The sequence below is a fragment of the Streptomyces sp. Q6 genome, assembly GCF_036967205.1.
In the GTDB taxonomy this organism is placed as follows: domain Bacteria; phylum Actinomycetota; class Actinomycetes; order Streptomycetales; family Streptomycetaceae; genus Streptomyces; species Streptomyces citrinus.
In genome coordinates this window covers 3,493,646-3,510,992 of sequence record NZ_CP146022.1, presented here as the reverse complement: position 1 = coordinate 3,510,992, position 17,347 = coordinate 3,493,646, and the positions used below count along the sequence as shown (strand labels likewise).

The following is a 17,347-nucleotide window of genomic DNA, read 5'->3' as shown; positions in this document are numbered from 1 at the left end:
GAGCCTTGAATGGCACGCCTTGAAGGTGTTGACCTCCCGCGCGACAAGCGCGTCGAGGTTGCCCTCACGTACGTGTTCGGTATCGGTCGCACGCGCGCCCAGGAGACCCTGGACGCCACCGGTGTGGACCGCAACGTCCGTGTTCGCGACCTGAGCGAGGAAGACCTCGTCAAGATCCGCGAGTACGTGGACCACAACTTCCAGACCGAGGGTGACCTCCGTCGCGAGATCCAGGCCGACATCCGCCGCAAGGTCGAGATCGGTTGCTACCAGGGTCTCCGTCACCGTCGTGGTCTGCCGGTCCGCGGCCAGCGCACCAGCACGAACGCCCGCACCCGCAAGGGCCCGCGTCGCGCCATCGCCGGTAAGAAGAAGCCGGGCAAGAAGTAGTCCTCAGCGGACGCTCACCAGCGGTCTTCGCTGTAGGACCGACCACCTCCCTGTAGGAGAACGACATGCCCCCCAAGGGTCGTCAGGGCGCTGCCAAGAAGGTGCGCCGCAAGGAAAAGAAGAACGTCGCTCACGGGCACGCTCATATCAAGAGCACGTTCAACAACACGATCGTGTCCATCACGGACCCGACCGGCAACGTGATCTCGTGGGCCTCCGCCGGCCACGTCGGTTTCAAGGGCTCGCGCAAGTCCACGCCGTTCGCCGCGCAGATGGCCGCCGAGTCGGCTGCCCGTCGCGCGCAGGAGCACGGCATGCGCAAGGTCGACGTCTTCGTCAAGGGCCCGGGTTCCGGTCGTGAGACCGCCATCCGTTCGCTCCAGGCGACGGGCCTCGAGGTCGGCTCGATCCAGGACGTCACCCCGACGCCCCACAACGGCTGCCGTCCGCCGAAGCGCCGCCGCGTCTGACGCACGGCTGTCTTGAGGTTTTCGGGCGGTACGGCTCTGATGAGCGGTACCGCCCGTACCCTTGTAGCTGTAGTACATACCGGGCTACCGCCCGGTGCCAGGGCATCAAATAGTGGGTGCCCCTGACTGAAGGATTCGCAGAATGCTGATTGCTCAGCGTCCCTCGTTGACCGAAGAGGTCGTCGACGAGTTCCGCTCCCGGTTCGTGATCGAGCCGCTGGAGCCGGGCTTCGGTTACACCCTCGGCAACTCGCTCCGTCGCACGCTTCTGTCGTCGATCCCGGGTGCGGCGGTCACGTCGATCCGTATCGACGGTGTCCTGCACGAGTTCACCACCGTGCCGGGCGTCAAGGAAGACGTCACCGACCTGATCCTCAACATCAAGCAGCTGGTCGTCTCCTCGGAGCACGACGAGCCGGTCGTGATGTACCTGCGCAAGCAGGGCCCGGGTCTGGTCACCGCCGCCGACATCGCGCCCCCGGCCGGTGTCGAGGTGCACAACCCCGACCTCGTCCTCGCCACGCTCAACGGCAAGGGCAAGCTGGAGATGGAGCTGACCGTCGAGCGCGGTCGCGGCTACGTCTCCGCCGTCCAGAACAAGCAGGTCGGTCAGGAGATCGGGCGCATCCCGGTCGACTCGATCTACTCGCCGGTTCTGAAGGTCACGTACAAGGTCGAGGCCACGCGTGTCGAGCAGCGCACCGACTTCGACAAGCTGATCGTCGATGTCGAGACCAAGCAGGCCATGCGGCCGCGCGACGCCATGGCGTCCGCCGGTAAGACGCTGGTCGAGCTGTTCGGTCTCGCCCGCGAGCTGAACATCGACGCCGAGGGCATCGACATGGGCCCGTCCCCGACGGACGCCGCTCTCGCCGCCGATCTCGCCCTGCCGATCGAGGAGCTCGAGCTCACCGTTCGGTCGTACAACTGCCTCAAGCGCGAGGGCATCCACTCCGTGGGTGAGCTCGTCGCCCGCTCCGAGGCCGACCTGCTCGACATCCGCAACTTCGGTGCGAAGTCGATCGACGAGGTCAAGGCGAAGCTGGCCGGCATGGGCCTGGCCCTCAAGGACAGCCCGCCCGGATTCGACCCGACCGCCGCCGCCGACGCCTTCGGCGCCGACGACGACGCGGACGCGGGTTTCGTGGAGACCGAGCAGTACTGACCGGTCTTCTCCGGGGGACGCTCGCGTCCCCCGGATCTCCGACGGGCGAACCCGCCCGCTCGGACACTGACTTCGGTACCTGATACGGCCGGGGCAGACACCAAGGAGAAACATCATGCCGAAGCCCGCCAAGGGTGCCCGTCTGGGCGGCAGCGCCGCGCACGAGAAGCTGCTTCTCGCGAACCTCGCGAAGTCGCTCTTCGAGCACGGCAAGATCACGACGACCGAGGCCAAGGCCCGTCGTCTGCGCCCGTACGCGGAGCGTCTGGTCACCAAGGCGAAGAAGGGCGACCTTCACAACCGCCGTCAGGTGCTCACGGTCATCTCGGACAAGAGCGTCGTCCACACGCTGTTCACCGAGATCGCCCCGCGCTACGAGAACCGTCCGGGTGGTTACACCCGTATCACCAAGATCGGTAACCGCCGTGGCGACAACGCGCCCATGGCTGTCATCGAGCTGGTCGAGGCCCTGACGGTCGCGCAGCAGGCCACCGGTGAGGCCGAGGCCGCCACCAAGCGTGCCGCCAAGGACACCGAGGCCGCCGCTCCGGCCGCCGAGGTCGTCGAGGACGCCAAGCCGGCCGAGGCCGCCGAGGAGTCGAAGGACGCCTAGTCGTCCACCGGGTTCTGCTTCCGGGTGGCCGCGGCTCGTCGTGGCCACCCGGGCAGTCCCTTCACCCCTTCGGGGGTGCGTCTTAGCGGGTCCGTTCCTTCACGGGGGCGGGCCCGCTTCGCGTTGCTGAGAGGATCTTTGGGTGAGTGACGAAGTGGCGGACGGGTTCGTGCGGGTGCGGCTCGATCTGTCGTACGACGGCAAGGACTTCTCCGGGTGGGCCAAGCAGGCCGCCGGGCGGCGGACCGTGCAGGGGGAGATCGAGGACGCGCTGCGGACCGTGACCCGGTCCTCGACGACGTACGAGCTGACCGTGGCCGGGCGGACCGATTCCGGGGTGCACGCGCGGGGGCAGGTGGCGCATGTCGATCTGCCGGTGGACGTGTGGGCCGAGCACGAGGAGAAGCTGCTGAAGCGGCTGGGCGGACGGCTGCCCAGGGACGTGCGGGTGTGGTCGGTGGCCGAGGCGCCGAGCGGGTTCAACGCGCGCTTCTCCGCGATCTGGCGGCGGTACGCGTACCGGGTGACCGACCACCCGGGCGGCGTCGACCCGCTGCTGCGGGGGCATGTGCTCTGGCACGACTGGCCGTTGGACGTGGACGCGATGAACGCGGCCGCCGAACGGCTCCTCGGGGAGCACGACTTCGCGGCCTACTGCAAGCGGCGGGAGGGTGCGACCACCATTCGTACGCTGCAGGAGCTCAGTCTCGTACGGGACGACGACGGGATCATCACCGCCACCGTGCGGGCCGACGCGTTCTGCCACAACATGGTGCGCTCGCTCATCGGGGCGCTGCTCTTCGTCGGTGACGGGCACCGCGGACCCGAGTGGCCCGGGAAGGTGCTGGCGGCCGGGGTGCGGGATTCGGCGGTGCACGTGGTGCGGCCGCACGGGCTCACGCTCGAGGAAGTCGGTTACCCCGCCGATGAGTTGCTGGCCGCGCGCAATCTCGAGGCGCGGAACAGGCGGACCCTGCCGGGGGCGGGCTGCTGCTGAAGTGCAGACGGCCGAAAGGGGCCGATGGTTGTACGGCGGCTGCGAGAAGAGATGAAACCCTCAGGTAACACGCCTGTTCGGAATTAACCCCTGTATCTCGGCTATGCTCGCCCGGGTCTGGCCAAGGATTCACCTGGGGTGGCCGGGCGCACGTGGGGGCAGCGCGGGCCGGGGCCGGCCCGGGGGGTTAAGCATGAGCGCAGTGGGGGCTGCCCGTGGCTCCACCAACCGGAGGCGCGGGCCCGTTTCGCGGAACCAGGGGCTGCTGCCGCAGCCGCCGGACGACGTGGAGAAGTACTCGTACGCCCATCGGCACCTGTGGATGCTGACCGTCGGCTCGCTGATCAGTTTCGCGTGTCTGGCGATGAGTCAGTTCCTGTTCACCGCCTCCAGCCCGTGGTTCTGGCTGACGATGCCGATGCTGGCCTTCGTGGTCGCGGACTATCTCATCTCGCTCTATCTGGACGGGCTGAGCAAGGACTTCGACATCAAGGGGCACCGGCGGCTCGTGCGGCGCTGGCAGCCCGCGCACTATCCGAGCGTGGACGTGTTCCTGCCGGTGTGCGGGGAGCCGCTGGAGGTGCTGCACAACACCTGGGTGCATGTCAGCCGCCTCGCGGACACCTACCGCGGGGTCGTGAACGTCTACGTCCTGGACGACGCCGACGACGGTGAAGTCGGCGCCATGGCCGGGGACTTCGGGTTCCACTACGTGGTGCGGCCCAACCGCGGCTGGTTCAAGAAGGCCGGCAACCTGCACCATGCCTTCCAGATGACGTACGGCGACCACATCCTGATCCTCGACGCCGACTTCGCCCCCCGGCACGACCTGCTCGACGAGCTGCTTCCGCACATGGACGACGACCCGCGGGTCGGCATCGTGCAGTCGCCGCAGTTCTTCCGCGCCGTCGACCGGCAGAACTGGATCGAGCGCGGCGCGGGCGCCGTGCAGGAGCAGTTCTACCGGTCCGTGCAGACGTCCCGCGAGGACAAGGACGGGTCCATCTGCGTCGGTTCGTGCGCCGTGTACCGGCGGGCGGCGCTCGCCGAGATCGGCGGGATCACGCTGATCGAGCACTCCGAGGACATGTACACCGGGTTCGACCTGCGGGCGCTGGGCTGGCACCTGCGGTACGTGCCGGTCGCGCTGTCGGCGGGGGTGTGCCCCGACACGGCGGGCGCGTTCCACAACCAGCAGTACCGCTGGTGCATGGGGTCCCTGGAGCTGCTGACCAGCAAGCGGTTCTGGGAGATGGAGATGAAGTTCAAGACCCGGCTCTGCTACGTCTCCGGGTTCCTGTACTACCTCCAGACGGCCCTCGCCACCTTCCTCATGCCGGTCATCCCGCTCGCCCTGCTGATCCTGCGCCCCGACCTGCTGCGGGCCGAGGCGTCGATGTGGGTGCTGCCGAGCGTCGCGTACGTGACCCTCGTACTGCCGCTGTGGCACCGGGCGCCGTACCGGCTGGAGGCCTGGTCGGTGCGGCTCATGTACGGCTGGTCGCACGTCTTCGCCGTCTGGGACGTGCTGCGCGGGCGCCCGATGGGCTGGAAGCCGACCGGCTCGCAGGGCGCCAAGAAGAACGGTATGCGCCGCTACTGGGTCGGCATGATCGGCTGGACCGGCGGCACCGCCGTCGCCTGGGTCGTCGTCGCCGCCTGGCGCGTCCTGACGCTGTACCCGCCGGACTTCGCGCTGATGCTGTCCGCGGGTCTGTTCTACGCGATGGTCGTCGGCCGGGTGCTCGTGCAGCCGCGGCGACAGGAGGTCGCCACCGCATGAAGACCGTCATACGGATGCTGCTCGTGGCGACGGCGCTCGCCGTCCTCTCCGCGTGCAGCACCTTCTCCGACACCGGACGCGACGAGTACGCGCGCAGCCAGGGCAAGGACCCGGCCGCCTCGGCCGACGAGGCCTCGCCCTCCGAGAAGCCCGAGCCGCCGTACGACGTACGTCCGTTGCTCAAGCCCGCCAAGAAGTACTTCGGGGTCGCCGCCGACGGCGCGCCCGCGAAGATGACGGCCATCGAGTCGTTCGCGAAGTCCGCCGGCAAGAAGCCGAACCTGGTCGAGTTCTACTCGGCCTGGGGCGACCGCTACGAGAGTCGCCTCGTCCAGAACTCGTGGGACTACGGGGCGCTGTCCTTCATCGCCTGGGAGCCGTTCAAGGTGTCCCTGAAGGAGATCGCCGCCGGGAAGGAGGACGCGTATCTGCGTGACTACGCCTCCTCCGTCAAGGAGCTGAACCTGCCCGTCGCGATCAGCTTCGCGCACGAGATGAACGGGTTCTGGTACGAGTGGGGCACCAAGAAGGCCACCGCGAAGGAGTTCGTGGCCGCGTGGAAGCACGTCCACGACGTGTTCGACGAGGTGGGGGCGACCCAGGTCATCTGGGTGTGGAGCCCGAACATCATCACGCCGATGCCGAAGGTGAAGCTCGAGCCCTACTGGCCGGGCGACGGGTACGTCGACTGGGTGGGCGTCATCGGCTATTACGCGGCCACCGGCCCGTCGACGTACGCGACGCTGTTCGAGCCGACGATGGCGCAGATCCGCGGTTTCACGAAGAAGCCGTTCATCATCGCGGAGACCGCCGCGCAGGCCGGTGAGCGCAAGCCCACCGACATCAAGGACCTCTTCCGGGGGACCGCGCAGCGCGACGACGTCATCGGATTCGTCTGGTTCAACTTCGACAAGGAGACGGACTGGCGCATCGAGAGCGGCCCGCTCTCCAAGAAGACCTTCCGGGAGCAGTCCGTGAACGGTGCCTTCGGATTCGATGTGGCGAAGCCGTGACCAACCGAAACCACACGCCCACGTGGGCGGACGACCCCGGTGTGCAGTATGGCGAACAGCAGTACGGGGAGCAGCAGTACGGGGACCAGGGGCAGTACGCGCGGCAGCAGTACGGGGACCAGGGGCAGTACGCGCGGCAGCAGGAGTACGCGCCTCAGGAGCAGTACGCGCAGCAACCGGGGTACGCGGAAGAACAGCGGTACGCGGAGCAGCAGCAGTACGCGCAACGGCCGTACACGTCCCCCGTGTACCACCCGACCTATCCGGTGTACGACGACGAACCGCCCGCCTACCGGACCGGCGGCTGGCGGTTCGACGGCCGCACGTCCGAGTACCTGGACCAGCAGTCCTACGACACGTACGCGCCCTACGACCCGTACGCGTCCCACGTGGCGGTGGCTGAGCCGGAGCCTGAGACCGTGGCGCCGGAGCCGGAGAAGCCGGGCTACACGCTGCCCGAGACGCCGGAGTCCGCGTGGTCCGTCGACGGCAGGCGCGCCCGCAAGCTCGGACGCTGGGTACTGCTGTGCGTCCTGCTGATCCAGACAGGGCTCTCGCTGCGGCTGCGCGGCACCGCCTTCCAGGACGAGGCGCTGTACATCGCGGCGGGCCACTACGAGGTCGGGAACATCCTGCACGGCACGCCGGTGCCGGGTGACTTCGAAGGCTACTTCTCGGGCTACCCGAAGCTGTACCCGGTGCTCGCGGCGATGATCGACAGCTACGCGGGTCTCACCGGCGTCCGCGTCATGAGCCTGCTGTTCATGCTGGGGGCCACCGGCCTGCTGTACGCCACCACGCGGCGGATGTTCAACGTCCGGGCGGCGCTCGGGGCGGCCGCGCTGTTCTCGGTCATCCAGTCGACCGTGTTCCTCGGCAACTTCGCCACCTTCGACGCGGCGGCCGTCTTCCTGCTCGCGCTGTCCATGTGGATCATCGTGCGGACCGGGCGATCCACGATCGTGGCGGTGATGCTGGGTGCGCCGCCCGCCGCTCTCGCCTTCGCGACGAAGTACGCGGCCGGTCTCTTCCTGCCCACCCTGGTGGTCCTCGCGGTCCTCACCGCGTACCGGCACCGCGGGGTGCTCGCCCTCGCCCGCGGGGCGCTGTTCGGACTCGGGATGGGCGCCCTGCTGGGTGCCGGGTACCTGTACACCGGGACGCTCGGCGGCATCAGCCAGACCACGACCAACCGTGCCAAGGGCGCCGACACCGCCGTCATGATCCTCCAGCACAGCGCGGAGTGGGGCGGCCTGATGTTCCTCGCCGCGCTGAGCGGCTCCATCGCTTACGCGATCCGGCCCGCCATGGGAGAGATGCCGTGGGTGGACCGGCAGGCTCCGGGCCGGTTGCGCCGTGTCTCGCTCGGCCTGTTGCTGACCGGCACCGCGCTGCTCGCCCCGGCCTACCAGATTCACCTCCAGACCGAGATCTCCCTGTTCAAGCACGTCGGCTTCGGTCTGCTCTTCGCCGGGCCGATGGCGGGCCTCGGTCTGTCCCGGCTGGTCGGCCCGCACTTCAGGCACCCGCAGCTGGGCATCATGCTGTACGTCCTGACGCTGGTCTTCGGCATGGTGCAGGCGCAGCAGGCGTACAGCTTCCCGGACTCGCGCGAGATGACGACCGTGCTGCGCACTCTGGTCGACCGCAAGGGCACGTTCCTGGCCGAGGAGCACGAGGTGCCCGCGTACTACCTGCGGGACGTGACCGGGTACGACCAGTGGCAGAGCACGTTCGGCATGGACTACAAGGACACGAAGGGCAAGCAGCACTCCGGCCCCGACGCCTATCGCGCCGCGGTCCTGGACGCGAAGTTCGACGTCATCGTGTTGCGCGGAACGGTCACGCCCGAGGTGGACGAGGCCGTCGTGAAGGCGCTGCGCGGAAACTCCCACTACCGTCTCGCCGCGGTGTCTCGCTTCACGACGAGCAAGGGCGACGGTGCGTTCCGGATCTGGGTGAAGCGATGAGTCTGCATGCCTCAAGTCCCCAGGGAAGTTCCCAGGGCAGCCCCTATGGGACCCCCTACGGCGACGGCTACGCCGGTGCCCAGGACGCGTACGGCCAGGGCGCGTACGGCCACGACGCGTACGGGGCTCCGGGGGCCTATGGAGCCGCGGAAGCCTTCGCCGAGCCGGTGGCGCCCGCGCCCGCACCTGAGCGGCAGCAGCCCACCGAGCCGGAGGAGACCCCGGCCGAGGCACCGTCGCGTGGCGGACGCGTCGTGGGAGCGCTCACTTTCCTGCTGCCCACGGCCCTGGCCCTCGCACTGATCCTGCGGAACATCGACGACCGCCAGCTGTGGCGCGACGAGCACGCCACCTGGTGGGCGTCGGCCCTGTCGTTCCACGACCTGAGCCTGCTGATCCGCTCCATCGACGTGGTGTTCACGCCGTACTACGTGGTCATGCACGGCTGGGTCGCGGTCGCCGGAGACTCCGAGACCGCGCTGCGCATCCCCGGCGCGCTGGCCATGGCGGCCGCCGCCGGACTGCTCGCGCTGCTCGGCCGTCGGCTGTTCACCACACAGGTGGGCGTGCTCGCCGGCCTCGCCTTCGCGGTCGTTCCCGTCACTACCCGGTACGGGCAGGAGGTCAGGCCGTACGCCTTCGCGGTGGCGGCGGTGCTGCTGTCGACCTGGCTGCTCGTCCGGGCCCTCGACCAGCCGTCGTTCAAGGTGTGGGTCGCCTACACGCTGTCCGTGCCGCTGATCGGCTGGAGTCACCTGGCCTCGCTGGCGGTGCTCGGCGCGCACCTGGTGATGATCCTGCTGGCTCGGCGTGCCGGTGACCGGATCGTGGGCTGGGCCTACGCCGCGGCCTGCACGCTGGGCATGTGCTTCGTGATGCCCATGGCGGTGTCCGGCTCCGGCCAGAGCGGTCAGATCGCCTGGAACAACCCGGGGCTGAAGGAGCTCACGGACTTCCCCTCGCACCTCTTCGGGTCCTGGGCCGTGGCCGTACCGGTGATGGCGCTCGGCCTGCTGGGGCTGTGCTTCGCGGGGCGGCGCGCCCCGGTGCTGTTCGTCTGGGTCGCGCTGCCTCCGGTGGCCACGTTCGTGACGGCGGCTCAGCTGCACCTCTTCCTGCCGCGCTATCTGCTGTTCACAGCGCCCGCGTGGGTGCTGCTCGGGGCCGTGGCCGTGTGCCGGATCGCCGGTCCCGTCGCGGGGGCGAAGGCGGGGACAGCGGCCGTGGCACGACGGGGGATCGGCTGGGTGCTGGTGGCGGCCGCGGTCGCGGGGATCGCCTTCCAGTCGCTGCCCGGCCTGCGCGAGACCCGGCAGAACGCGCTGGGGGAGCCGGACTTCCGCGGCGCCGCGCGCATCGTCGCGGCGGACCAGCGCAAGGGCGACGGGATCGTGTTCAACGGTGCCATGTCCGAACGCCGGGCCATCGCCTACGAGTTGCGCGACGACGCGGGGCGCCCCAAGGACGTGCTGATGTACCGCACCCCGCAGCAGCGCGGCTCGTTCGACGCGGCCGAGTGCCCCAAGCCGTCCTCGTGCCTGGCCCGCACCGACCGCCTCTGGCTGGTGGCCACCACGTACGACGGCGACCCGTACGCGGGGATGGCGAAGCCGATGAGGACCGCGCTCGACCGGAACTTCCGCGTCGTGCGCACCAAGAAGCTCGACCACGTACAGGTACTGCTTCTGAAGCGGACCGGAGTCGCCGACGACGGCAAGGAGGCCGACGACGCGGGTGACCGCAAGGTCCACACCTGACCGGGCCGGACGGGCCGGGACGGGCTGAGATTTCCGAGGGCTGGGGAGGCCCCCGGTGGGGAGGGAAAAGAGAATGGGTCACGTACAGGGCAGTTCGGGTCCGGGGAGATCCGACGCCGCGGTCACCGTGGTGATGCCGACCTACAACGAAGCCGCGAACCTGCCGCGCATCGCCGAGCTGGTGCTCGGGCAGCCGATGGCGGGGCTGCATCTGAAGATCGTCGACGACTCCAGTCCGGACGGGACCGGGCGGATCGCCGAGGAGCTCGCCGAGAAGTACAACACCGACCTGCCCGCCGGGCGGCGCCGGATGAGCGTGCTGCACCGGGTCGAGAAGGACGGGCTCGGGCGGGCGTACGCGGCCGGGATGAGCGCGGCCGTCGCCGAGGGCGCCACGTACGTCGTGCAGATGGACGCCGACGGGTCGCACCCGGCGGAGGCCCTGCCGCGGATGCTGGCCGCCGCCGAGGAGTCGGGCGCGGGGCTCGTCATCGGGAGCCGGTACGTCGACGGCGGCTCGCTCGACGAGGAGTGGGGCTGGCACCGCAAGGCCCTGTCCCGGTTCGCGAACGGGTACGCGCGCACCGTGCTCGGCACCAAGCAGATCTCCGACCTGACCGCCGGGTTCACCCTGTGGCGGGCCGACGTGCTCACCGCGGTCGACGTGACGTCGCTAGACAGCGCCGGGTACAGCTTCCAGGTGGAGCTCAAGTACAAGGCCGTACGCGGCGGCTGCGAGGTCGTCGAGGTGCCGATCCGGTTCGAGGAGCGGACCGAGGGGGAGTCGAAGATGAGCCTCGGCACGCAGATCGAGTCGGCGATGATCCCGCTGCGCCTGCGCCGCCGCTACCGGTGATGGGCGGTCGGCACGGGGGAGCCCCGTCCGCACTGGGCAGGCTGTACGCCGAGATCGCCAAGTTCGGCGTGGTCGGGCTGCTCGGCATCGTCGTGAACCTCGCCGCGTTCAACCTGCTGCGCTGGGCCACGGACCTGCAGACGGTGCGCGCCAGTGTCGCCGCCACCGCGATCGCGATCGTCGGGAACTACATCGGCTTCCGGTACTTCACCTACCGCGGCCAGGAGTCGGGGCGGAGCATGCGGCGGGAGGCGGCGCTGTTCGCGTTCTTCAGCGCCGTCGGCCTGCTCATCGAGAACGGGGTGCTCTTCGGGGCGACGTACGGGCTCGGCCTGCACGACGCCCTGTGGAGCAACTTCTTCAAGTTCGGCGGCATCGGCGTCGCGACCCTGTTCCGCTTCTGGTCGTACCGCACCTGGGTGTTCAAGAGCGTGCCCCAGGTGTCGGTCGTCGTGCGGCACGGGTTCGACACGGCCGGGCTCGTCGAGTCCGTCGAGGAGACGCTGACGCTGCGCGCCGTCAGCCTGCCGTCGCCGCCGCGGAGGCCTGGACCTGGCCACGTCGGTAGATCTGCTGGAAGGTGAACTCCTGAAGGTCGTCGCCCAGCGTGAACAGGGCGGTGTCCTTCTTGGTGGCGTCCGTGCCGTTCGTGAGGCCGCCGTTGGTGAAGTACGCGTAGCGGCCGAAGGCGCGCGCGGTGGTGCGGCAGACCGTCGTACGGCAGAACGTGGGCACGCCGGAGCCGGGCAGCGAGACGATCGTGCCGTCCTCGTACTCCTCCTTGGCCCTGGCGGCCTGTGCCTTCGTGTCGAAGACGGCGACGCCGACGGTCACCGCGGTGCCGCCCTTGTAGTAGGTCGCGCGGATGACCTGGGTGCAGTCGTTCTTCTTCAGGACGGCGGCCAGGCCCTTCTGCGCCACGGAGGAGCAGTCGGTGGTGCGGCTGGTGGCGCCCTTCTGGTAGACGCGCCCGCTCATGGTCAGCGTCGTGCCGGGGAAGAGGGTGTCCGCGCTGAGCGGGGCCTTGTCCTTCTCCGCGCTGTCGATGAAGTCGTTCGGGTCGAGCGGCGGCGGCGCCGAGGTCTCCGCGAAGGACGGGCCCGGAGTGCGGTCCTCACTGGGGATGTCCGCGGTGCTCGGCAGCTGGTCGGCGGGCTTGTTGCCGGCCTCGCTGTCCTTGTTCGCCGAGACGATGCCCCAGGCGACGGCCGAGCCGACCGCGAGCGTCGCCACGACCGCGCCGCCGATCAGCAGCCAGCGCTTCTTGCGCGCGCGTGCCTCGGACTCCTCGGCCAGGGCCGCCCAGTCCGGCGCGTTTCCGTTGCCACTCGGCCCCCACTGGGGTCCCCCTTGCCCGAAACTCATGGTGCGCATCTTAGAGGGGCCCGGAAGCGGGCATGGCGCCGCTGTCCCATTGTTCCTCCGGCCTAACGTGAGCCGCATGAATACGGTCAAATCGCCCGTGATCGGGTGGCTGTCGAAGCCCGCGCCGGCCGCCGCGTGGGGCGCCCTCGGTCTCGTGCTCGCCGTGCTCCCCGTGCACGCCGCGCTCAAGGCCCCCGGCGGCGGCATGGACAACGGCATCGTCGTACGGGCCGCGGACGTGTGGCTGCGCGGCGGGTCCCCGTACGACGATCCGCACTTCCTCTACTTCCCGAGCGCCGTGCTGGCCGCCGTGCCGCAGGCGCTGCTGCCGGCGTGGGTGCTGCGCCCGGTCGTCCCCGTGCTCGTCACGGCGGGGCTGGTCGGCGCGTGGGCGTGCGCGCTGCGGGTGCACGGGGTCGCCCGGCGCAGCCGGTTCGCCGTGCTCGGGCTGCTCGCGCTCGCCGTCGGCTGCGCGCCCTTCGCGCACCTGGTGCACCTCGGCAACTGGACCGTGACCGCCGCCCTCGCCCTGCCCTGCGCCCTGCTGTGCGCGGTGCGGGGCCGGTGGCTCGCGGCGGGCGTGGTGGTCGGCGCCGCCCTCGCGCTGAAGCCGCTGCTCGCCCCGGTCGCGCTCCTCTTCGTCCTCGCCCGGCAGTGGCGCGGTCTCGCGGCGCTGGTCCTCGTGCCCGCCGCGGCCTCCGGCGCCGCGGCCCTGGCGATGCCCGACCCGGCCGGCTTCTTCACCCGCACCCTGCCCTTCCTGCTCCGCGGCGACGACGGCTTCGTGCGGCTCTACGAGGCGTCGCCGGGGGCCGTCCTCACGCGGCTCGGCGTCCCCGCGGGCGCGGCGACCGCGATCGCCGCGGCGGGGGCGGCGGCCGGGCTGTGGTGCGCGTGGCGGCGCTGGGGCCGGGGCGACGCGGGCCCGGGGCGGATCTCGGAGACCGCGGTGCTCCTCATGCTCTCCGCGTTCCTCGTCTCGCGGCCCAGCTACGACCACTACCTCCTGGTCGCCGTGCCGCTGCTGGTCGCGGGGGCCCTGGAGCGGGGCGCCGCCGCCCGCGACCCGTGGCTGTGGGCCGCCCTGCTCCCGCAGGTGCCGGGGATCACCTGGCCCTGGCTCGACACCGGTGTGCGCCGGGCGTTCCTGGACTGCGCGACCTTGTGCGGCCTGGTGCTCGCCGTCGGGCGGCGCGGTGCACGACGCGTCCCGGTTACCCTGGAACCTCGCGGCACGGCAGGACCGGCCACGGTCCCCGGCTCCCGGGACGACCGCGTTTTGACCCGTTCGGGTCGGCGAAGGTATCCTGCCTAGTCGTTATGCGTATCGGCTTGGTCGCTCTCAGGCGAGAGGCCCTTACGTAGGTTCCCTGGAGCAGTTACCAGTGGGCGGCATACGGGCGCTGAACCCGGCACTGTCGTCCCCAGCTGCACGATCGCTTCAGTGATGCCATGTTTCAGCACCCATCTACTGAAGAAGAAGGCTGCGAAGTGCGTACGTACAGCCCCAAGCCCGGTGACGTGACTCGCCAGTGGCACGTCATTGACGCTCAGGACATCGTCCTGGGCCGTCTGGCAACCACTGCGGCGACCCTCCTCCGTGGCAAGCACAAGCCGACCTATGCCCCCCACATGGACATGGGCGACTTCGTCGTCATCGTCAATGCGGACAAGGTGCACCTGTCCGGCAACAAGAAGACCCAGAAGATGGCGTACCGCCACTCCGGTTACCCGGGTGGTCTGCGGTCCGTCCGCTACGACGAGCTTCTCGCGAAGAACCCCGAGAAGGCCGTCGAGAAGGCCATCAAGGGCATGCTCCCGAAGAACACGCTCGGCCGTCAGATGCTCTCGAAGCTGAAGGTCTACTCGGGCGACCAGCACCCGCACGCTGCCCAGCAGCCGGTGCCGTTCGAGATCACCCAGGTCGCGCAGTAGTTCCGGCCACACCCCCTAAGACAGAAAAGAATCTGAGGAGAATCGTGGCCGAGACCACTGCCGAGACGCCGGTCGAAGAGACCGAGATCGTCGACGTCGAGAGCTACACCACCGAGTCGGACGCGCCCGTCGAGGGCGAGTACACCTCGGAGTCCAACCCGGCCCGCTTCGGTGACCCGCAGCCGGCCGCCGGCCTGGGCCGCCGCAAGAACGCCATCGCGCGCGTTCGCATCGTGCCCGGCACCGGCAAGTGGAAGGTCAACGGGCGCACGCTCGAGGACTACTTCCCGAACAAGGTGCACCAGCAGGAAGTCAACGAGCCCTTCAAGGTGCTGGAGCTCGACGGTCGCTACGACGTCATCGCCCGCATCTCGGGTGGCGGCGTCTCCGGCCAGGCCGGTGCCCTGCGTCTCGGTGTCGCCCGCGCGCTGAACGAGGCCGACGTCGAGAACAACCGCCCGGCGCTCAAGAAGGCCGGTTACCTCAAGCGTGACGACCGTGCGGTCGAGCGCAAGAAGGCCGGTCTCAAGAAGGCCCGTAAGGCCCCGCAGTACAGCAAGCGCTAAATCTCGCTGCCTGCTTGTCTTTTCCCGTTCGCCCCGGCGGCACCTCGCGTGCCGACGGGGCGTTCGGCTTATGGATGACTGTTTTGTCGGCTGGGGGTCCGGGGGCCTGCGGCGTAGCCGCTCATGACACGGACCCCGGGAAATGCAGTGGAGGACAACAAGTGGGACGACTCTTCGGCACGGACGGCGTGCGCGGTGTCGCCAACGCGGACCTGACGGCCGAGCTCGCGCTCGGGCTCTCGGTCGCCGCGGCGCACGTGCTCGGCGAGGCAGGAAGTTTCGCCGGTCACCGCCCGGTGGCGGTCGTGGGCCGTGATCCGCGTGCCTCGGGCGAGTTCCTGGAAGCCGCGGTCGTCGCGGGCCTGGCCAGCGCGGGCGTCGACGTCCTGCGCGTCGGTGTGCTGCCCACCCCCGCGGTGGCGTATCTCACCGGTGCGCTGGGAGCCGACCTCGGCGTGATGCTCTCCGCGAGCCACAACGCCATGCCGGACAACGGCATCAAGTTCCTCGCCCGCGGCGGGCACAAGCTCGACGACGCCCTGGAGGAGCGGATCGAGGCGGTCTACGACGAGCACCGCACCGGCGCGCCCTGGGACCGCCCGACCGGTGCGGGCGTCGGCCGCGTGACCTCGTACGACGAGGGGCTCGACCAGTACGTCGCGCACCTCATGGGGGTGCTGCCGAACCGGCTCGACGGGCTGAAGATCGTCCTCGACGAGGCGCACGGCGCCGCGTCCCGGGTCTCCCCGGAGGCCTTCACGCGCGCGGGCGCCGAGGTCGTCACGATCGGTGCCGAGCCGGACGGGCTCAACATCAACGACGGGTGCGGCTCCACGCACCTCGACCTCCTGAAGGCCGCCGTCGTCGAGCACGGGGCCGCCTTCGGTATCGCGCACGACGGGGACGCCGACCGCTGCCTCGCCGTGGACCACACCGGCTCCGAGGTGGACGGCGACCAGATCATGGCCGTCATCGCCCTCGCGATGCGGGAGCGGGGCGCGCTGCGCGAAGACACCGTTGTCGCGACCGTCATGTCGAACCTCGGCCTGAAGCTGGCCATGGAGCGCGAGGGCATCAACCTCGTGCAGACCGCGGTCGGCGACCGGTACGTCCTGGAGAACATGAAGGAGCACGGGTACGCGCTGGGCGGCGAGCAGTCCGGCCACGTCATCGTGCTCGACCACGCGACGACCGGCGACGGCACGCTCACCGGCCTGCTGCTCGCGGCCCGGGTCGCGCAGACCGGCCGTACGCTCAAGGACCTCGCGGGCGTGATGGAGCGGCTGCCGCAGGTGCTCATCAACGTCCCGGACGTCGACAAGTCGCGGGTCGCGACGTCGGCCGAGCTGACCACCGCCGTGGCCGACGCCGAGCGTGAACTCGGCTCCACCGGGCGGGTGTTGCTGCGCTCGTCCGGCACCGAGCCGCTGGTGCGCGTGATGGTCGAGGCCGCGGACATCGAGCAGGCCCGGTCCGTCGCCGGGCGGCTCGCCGACGTCGTGAAGTCGGCGCTCGGCTAGCCGAGCGAGCGCTTCGACCGGGTCCGTTCACGGTGCCTGGCCCAGAAGAACTTCTGGGCCAGGAGCGTGAGCGTGCCCGCGAGGACGATGGCGAGCAGGTTCAGGAGCAGCTGCTGCGTCGAGCCCCACGTCTGCTTCATGTCGTCGTAGCTGAGCGCCACCGCCGCGTTCGCCGCCGCCGGGACCGTGGTCACCGAGATGGCCACGCCCACCAGGGCGCCCGACTTGGCCGACGTGAGCGAGAGCGTGCCGGCCGCGCCCGCGAGGACGGCCACCACGAACGAGAACCAGTCGGGGGCGTACACGAACCCGGTGTTGGGGCGGTCCGCCTCCAACTGCGCCTCGCTGAACAGGTTCACGGCGTCCATGAAGTAGCTGAACCCCACCGTCACGACCATCGCGACCACGAACCCGACGAGCAGCGCGATCAGTGAGCGCAGCGCCAGTTTCGGCGCCCGCTGCACCACGGCCGTGCAGATCCCGGCCAGCGGCCCGAACTCGGGGCCGACCGCCATGGCGCCCACGATCAGGATCGCGTTGTCGAGGACGACACCGCACGCCGCGATCATCGTGGCGATCACGAGGAACGCCACGTACGTGAACGTGAGCGTCGACTCCTCGTGCGTGGCGTCCGACAACTGCTCCCACAGAACGGCGTCCGCGCCTTCGCCCGGTGCCTCGTCCTCCGCCTTGTCGGCGCGCAGCGACAGGGACAGATCGATGCTCTCGACGGCGATCGACCCGCACTTGTCGATGTCCAACTCCCGCAGCGCGCCGATGAGTTCGTCACCGGCCTCGCGGGCGACATCGCACATGACGACGTCGCCCGCCGGATTGCGGGCCGCGCCCGGCACCACGGCCAGGTGCGTGGTGCCGACGGTCTTCTCGATCAGACGCACCACGTCGTCCGTCTTGTCGGCCGGGGTGATCAGGCGCAGATGCAGCAT

17 protein-coding genes are annotated in these 17,347 nt (G+C 69.8%); 15 read left to right on the top strand and 2 right to left on the bottom strand.

Translation table 11 applies throughout. The features are described 5' to 3' along the window. Positions 1–9 precede the first annotated feature (9 nt). From rpsM to V2W30_RS16180, 11 genes are all read left to right on the top strand, one after another. A complete protein-coding gene (gene rpsM / locus V2W30_RS16230) occupies positions 10–390 on the top strand; it encodes a 30S ribosomal protein S13 (protein ID WP_338697274.1) in 381 nt (126 codons plus the stop codon). A 65-nt stretch (positions 391–455) separates the two neighbouring features. Further along, on the top strand, positions 456–860 hold the full coding sequence (gene rpsK / locus V2W30_RS16225; protein WP_003948617.1) for a 30S ribosomal protein S11: 405 nt from the start codon (positions 456–458) through the stop codon (positions 858–860). Between the two features lie 142 nt (positions 861–1,002). Further along, positions 1,003–2,025 (top strand): DNA-directed RNA polymerase subunit alpha, encoded by a 1,023-nt coding sequence (locus V2W30_RS16220; RefSeq protein ID WP_003966937.1) that lies wholly within the window; start codon positions 1,003–1,005, stop codon positions 2,023–2,025. A gap of 115 nt (positions 2,026–2,140) precedes the next feature. Beyond that, positions 2,141–2,638 carry a 50S ribosomal protein L17 gene (gene rplQ, locus V2W30_RS16215; RefSeq protein WP_338697272.1) on the top strand — a complete coding sequence of 166 codons (498 nt, stop codon included), beginning with the start codon at positions 2,141–2,143 and terminating at the stop codon, positions 2,636–2,638. Positions 2,639–2,780: 142 nt separating this feature from the next. Next, positions 2,781–3,635, top strand: coding sequence for a tRNA pseudouridine(38-40) synthase TruA (gene truA / locus V2W30_RS16210; protein WP_338697271.1), 855 nt, complete (start codon positions 2,781–2,783; stop codon positions 3,633–3,635). A gap of 193 nt (positions 3,636–3,828) precedes the next feature. Continuing rightward, entirely contained in the window at positions 3,829–5,418 is a 1,590-nt protein-coding gene (locus V2W30_RS16205; RefSeq protein WP_338697269.1) for a glycosyltransferase family 2 protein, read from the top strand. Next, positions 5,415–6,431, top strand: coding sequence for a glycosyl hydrolase (locus V2W30_RS16200; protein ID WP_338697268.1), 1,017 nt, complete (start codon positions 5,415–5,417; stop codon positions 6,429–6,431). The genes V2W30_RS16205 and V2W30_RS16200 overlap by 4 nt, the downstream gene beginning before the upstream one ends. Then, positions 6,428–8,401, top strand: coding sequence for an ArnT family glycosyltransferase (locus V2W30_RS16195; RefSeq protein WP_338697266.1), 1,974 nt, complete (start codon positions 6,428–6,430; stop codon positions 8,399–8,401). Before V2W30_RS16200 ends, V2W30_RS16195 begins: the two co-directional genes overlap by 4 nt. After that, the gene (locus V2W30_RS16190; RefSeq protein WP_338697264.1) at positions 8,398–10,158 is read left to right on the top strand and encodes a glycosyltransferase family 39 protein; all 1,761 of its coding nucleotides are present in this window, start codon (positions 8,398–8,400) and stop codon (positions 10,156–10,158) included. Before V2W30_RS16195 ends, V2W30_RS16190 begins: the two co-directional genes overlap by 4 nt. A gap of 73 nt (positions 10,159–10,231) precedes the next feature. Then, positions 10,232–11,014, top strand: coding sequence for a polyprenol monophosphomannose synthase (locus tag V2W30_RS16185; protein WP_338697263.1), 783 nt, complete (start codon positions 10,232–10,234; stop codon positions 11,012–11,014). Then, the gene (locus tag V2W30_RS16180) at positions 11,014–11,598 is read left to right on the top strand and encodes a GtrA family protein (protein WP_338697262.1); all 585 of its coding nucleotides are present in this window, start codon (positions 11,014–11,016) and stop codon (positions 11,596–11,598) included. Before V2W30_RS16185 ends, V2W30_RS16180 begins: the two co-directional genes overlap by 1 nt. Here the strand turns inward: V2W30_RS16180 and V2W30_RS16175 are convergent. Next, positions 11,534–12,379, bottom strand: coding sequence for a hypothetical protein (locus V2W30_RS16175; protein ID WP_425244547.1), 846 nt, complete (start codon positions 12,377–12,379; stop codon positions 11,534–11,536). The genes V2W30_RS16180 and V2W30_RS16175 overlap by 65 nt on opposite strands. A 76-nt stretch (positions 12,380–12,455) precedes the next feature. Between V2W30_RS16175 and V2W30_RS16170 the strand changes: the two genes are divergently transcribed. From V2W30_RS16170 to glmM, 4 genes are all read left to right on the top strand, one after another. Continuing rightward, a complete protein-coding gene (locus tag V2W30_RS16170; protein WP_338697259.1) occupies positions 12,456–13,694 on the top strand; it encodes a glycosyltransferase 87 family protein in 1,239 nt (412 codons plus the stop codon). 176 nt (positions 13,695–13,870) lie between these two features. Beyond that, on the top strand, positions 13,871–14,314 hold the full coding sequence (gene rplM / locus V2W30_RS16165; protein ID WP_338697257.1) for a 50S ribosomal protein L13: 444 nt from the start codon (positions 13,871–13,873) through the stop codon (positions 14,312–14,314). 44 nt (positions 14,315–14,358) lie between these two features. Beyond that, positions 14,359–14,880: a 30S ribosomal protein S9 gene (rpsI, locus tag V2W30_RS16160; RefSeq protein ID WP_338697255.1), complete on the top strand. Its 522-nt coding sequence runs from the start codon at positions 14,359–14,361 to the stop codon at positions 14,878–14,880. A 161-nt stretch (positions 14,881–15,041) separates the two neighbouring features. Then, positions 15,042–16,400: a phosphoglucosamine mutase gene (glmM, locus tag V2W30_RS16155; RefSeq protein ID WP_338697253.1), complete on the top strand. Its 1,359-nt coding sequence runs from the start codon at positions 15,042–15,044 to the stop codon at positions 16,398–16,400. Here the strand turns inward: glmM and V2W30_RS16150 are convergent. After that, positions 16,397–17,347 carry a DUF389 domain-containing protein gene (locus V2W30_RS16150; RefSeq protein WP_338697252.1) on the bottom strand — a complete coding sequence of 317 codons (951 nt, stop codon included), beginning with the start codon at positions 17,345–17,347 and terminating at the stop codon, positions 16,397–16,399. The two genes, glmM and V2W30_RS16150, sit on opposite strands and share 4 nt — an antisense overlap.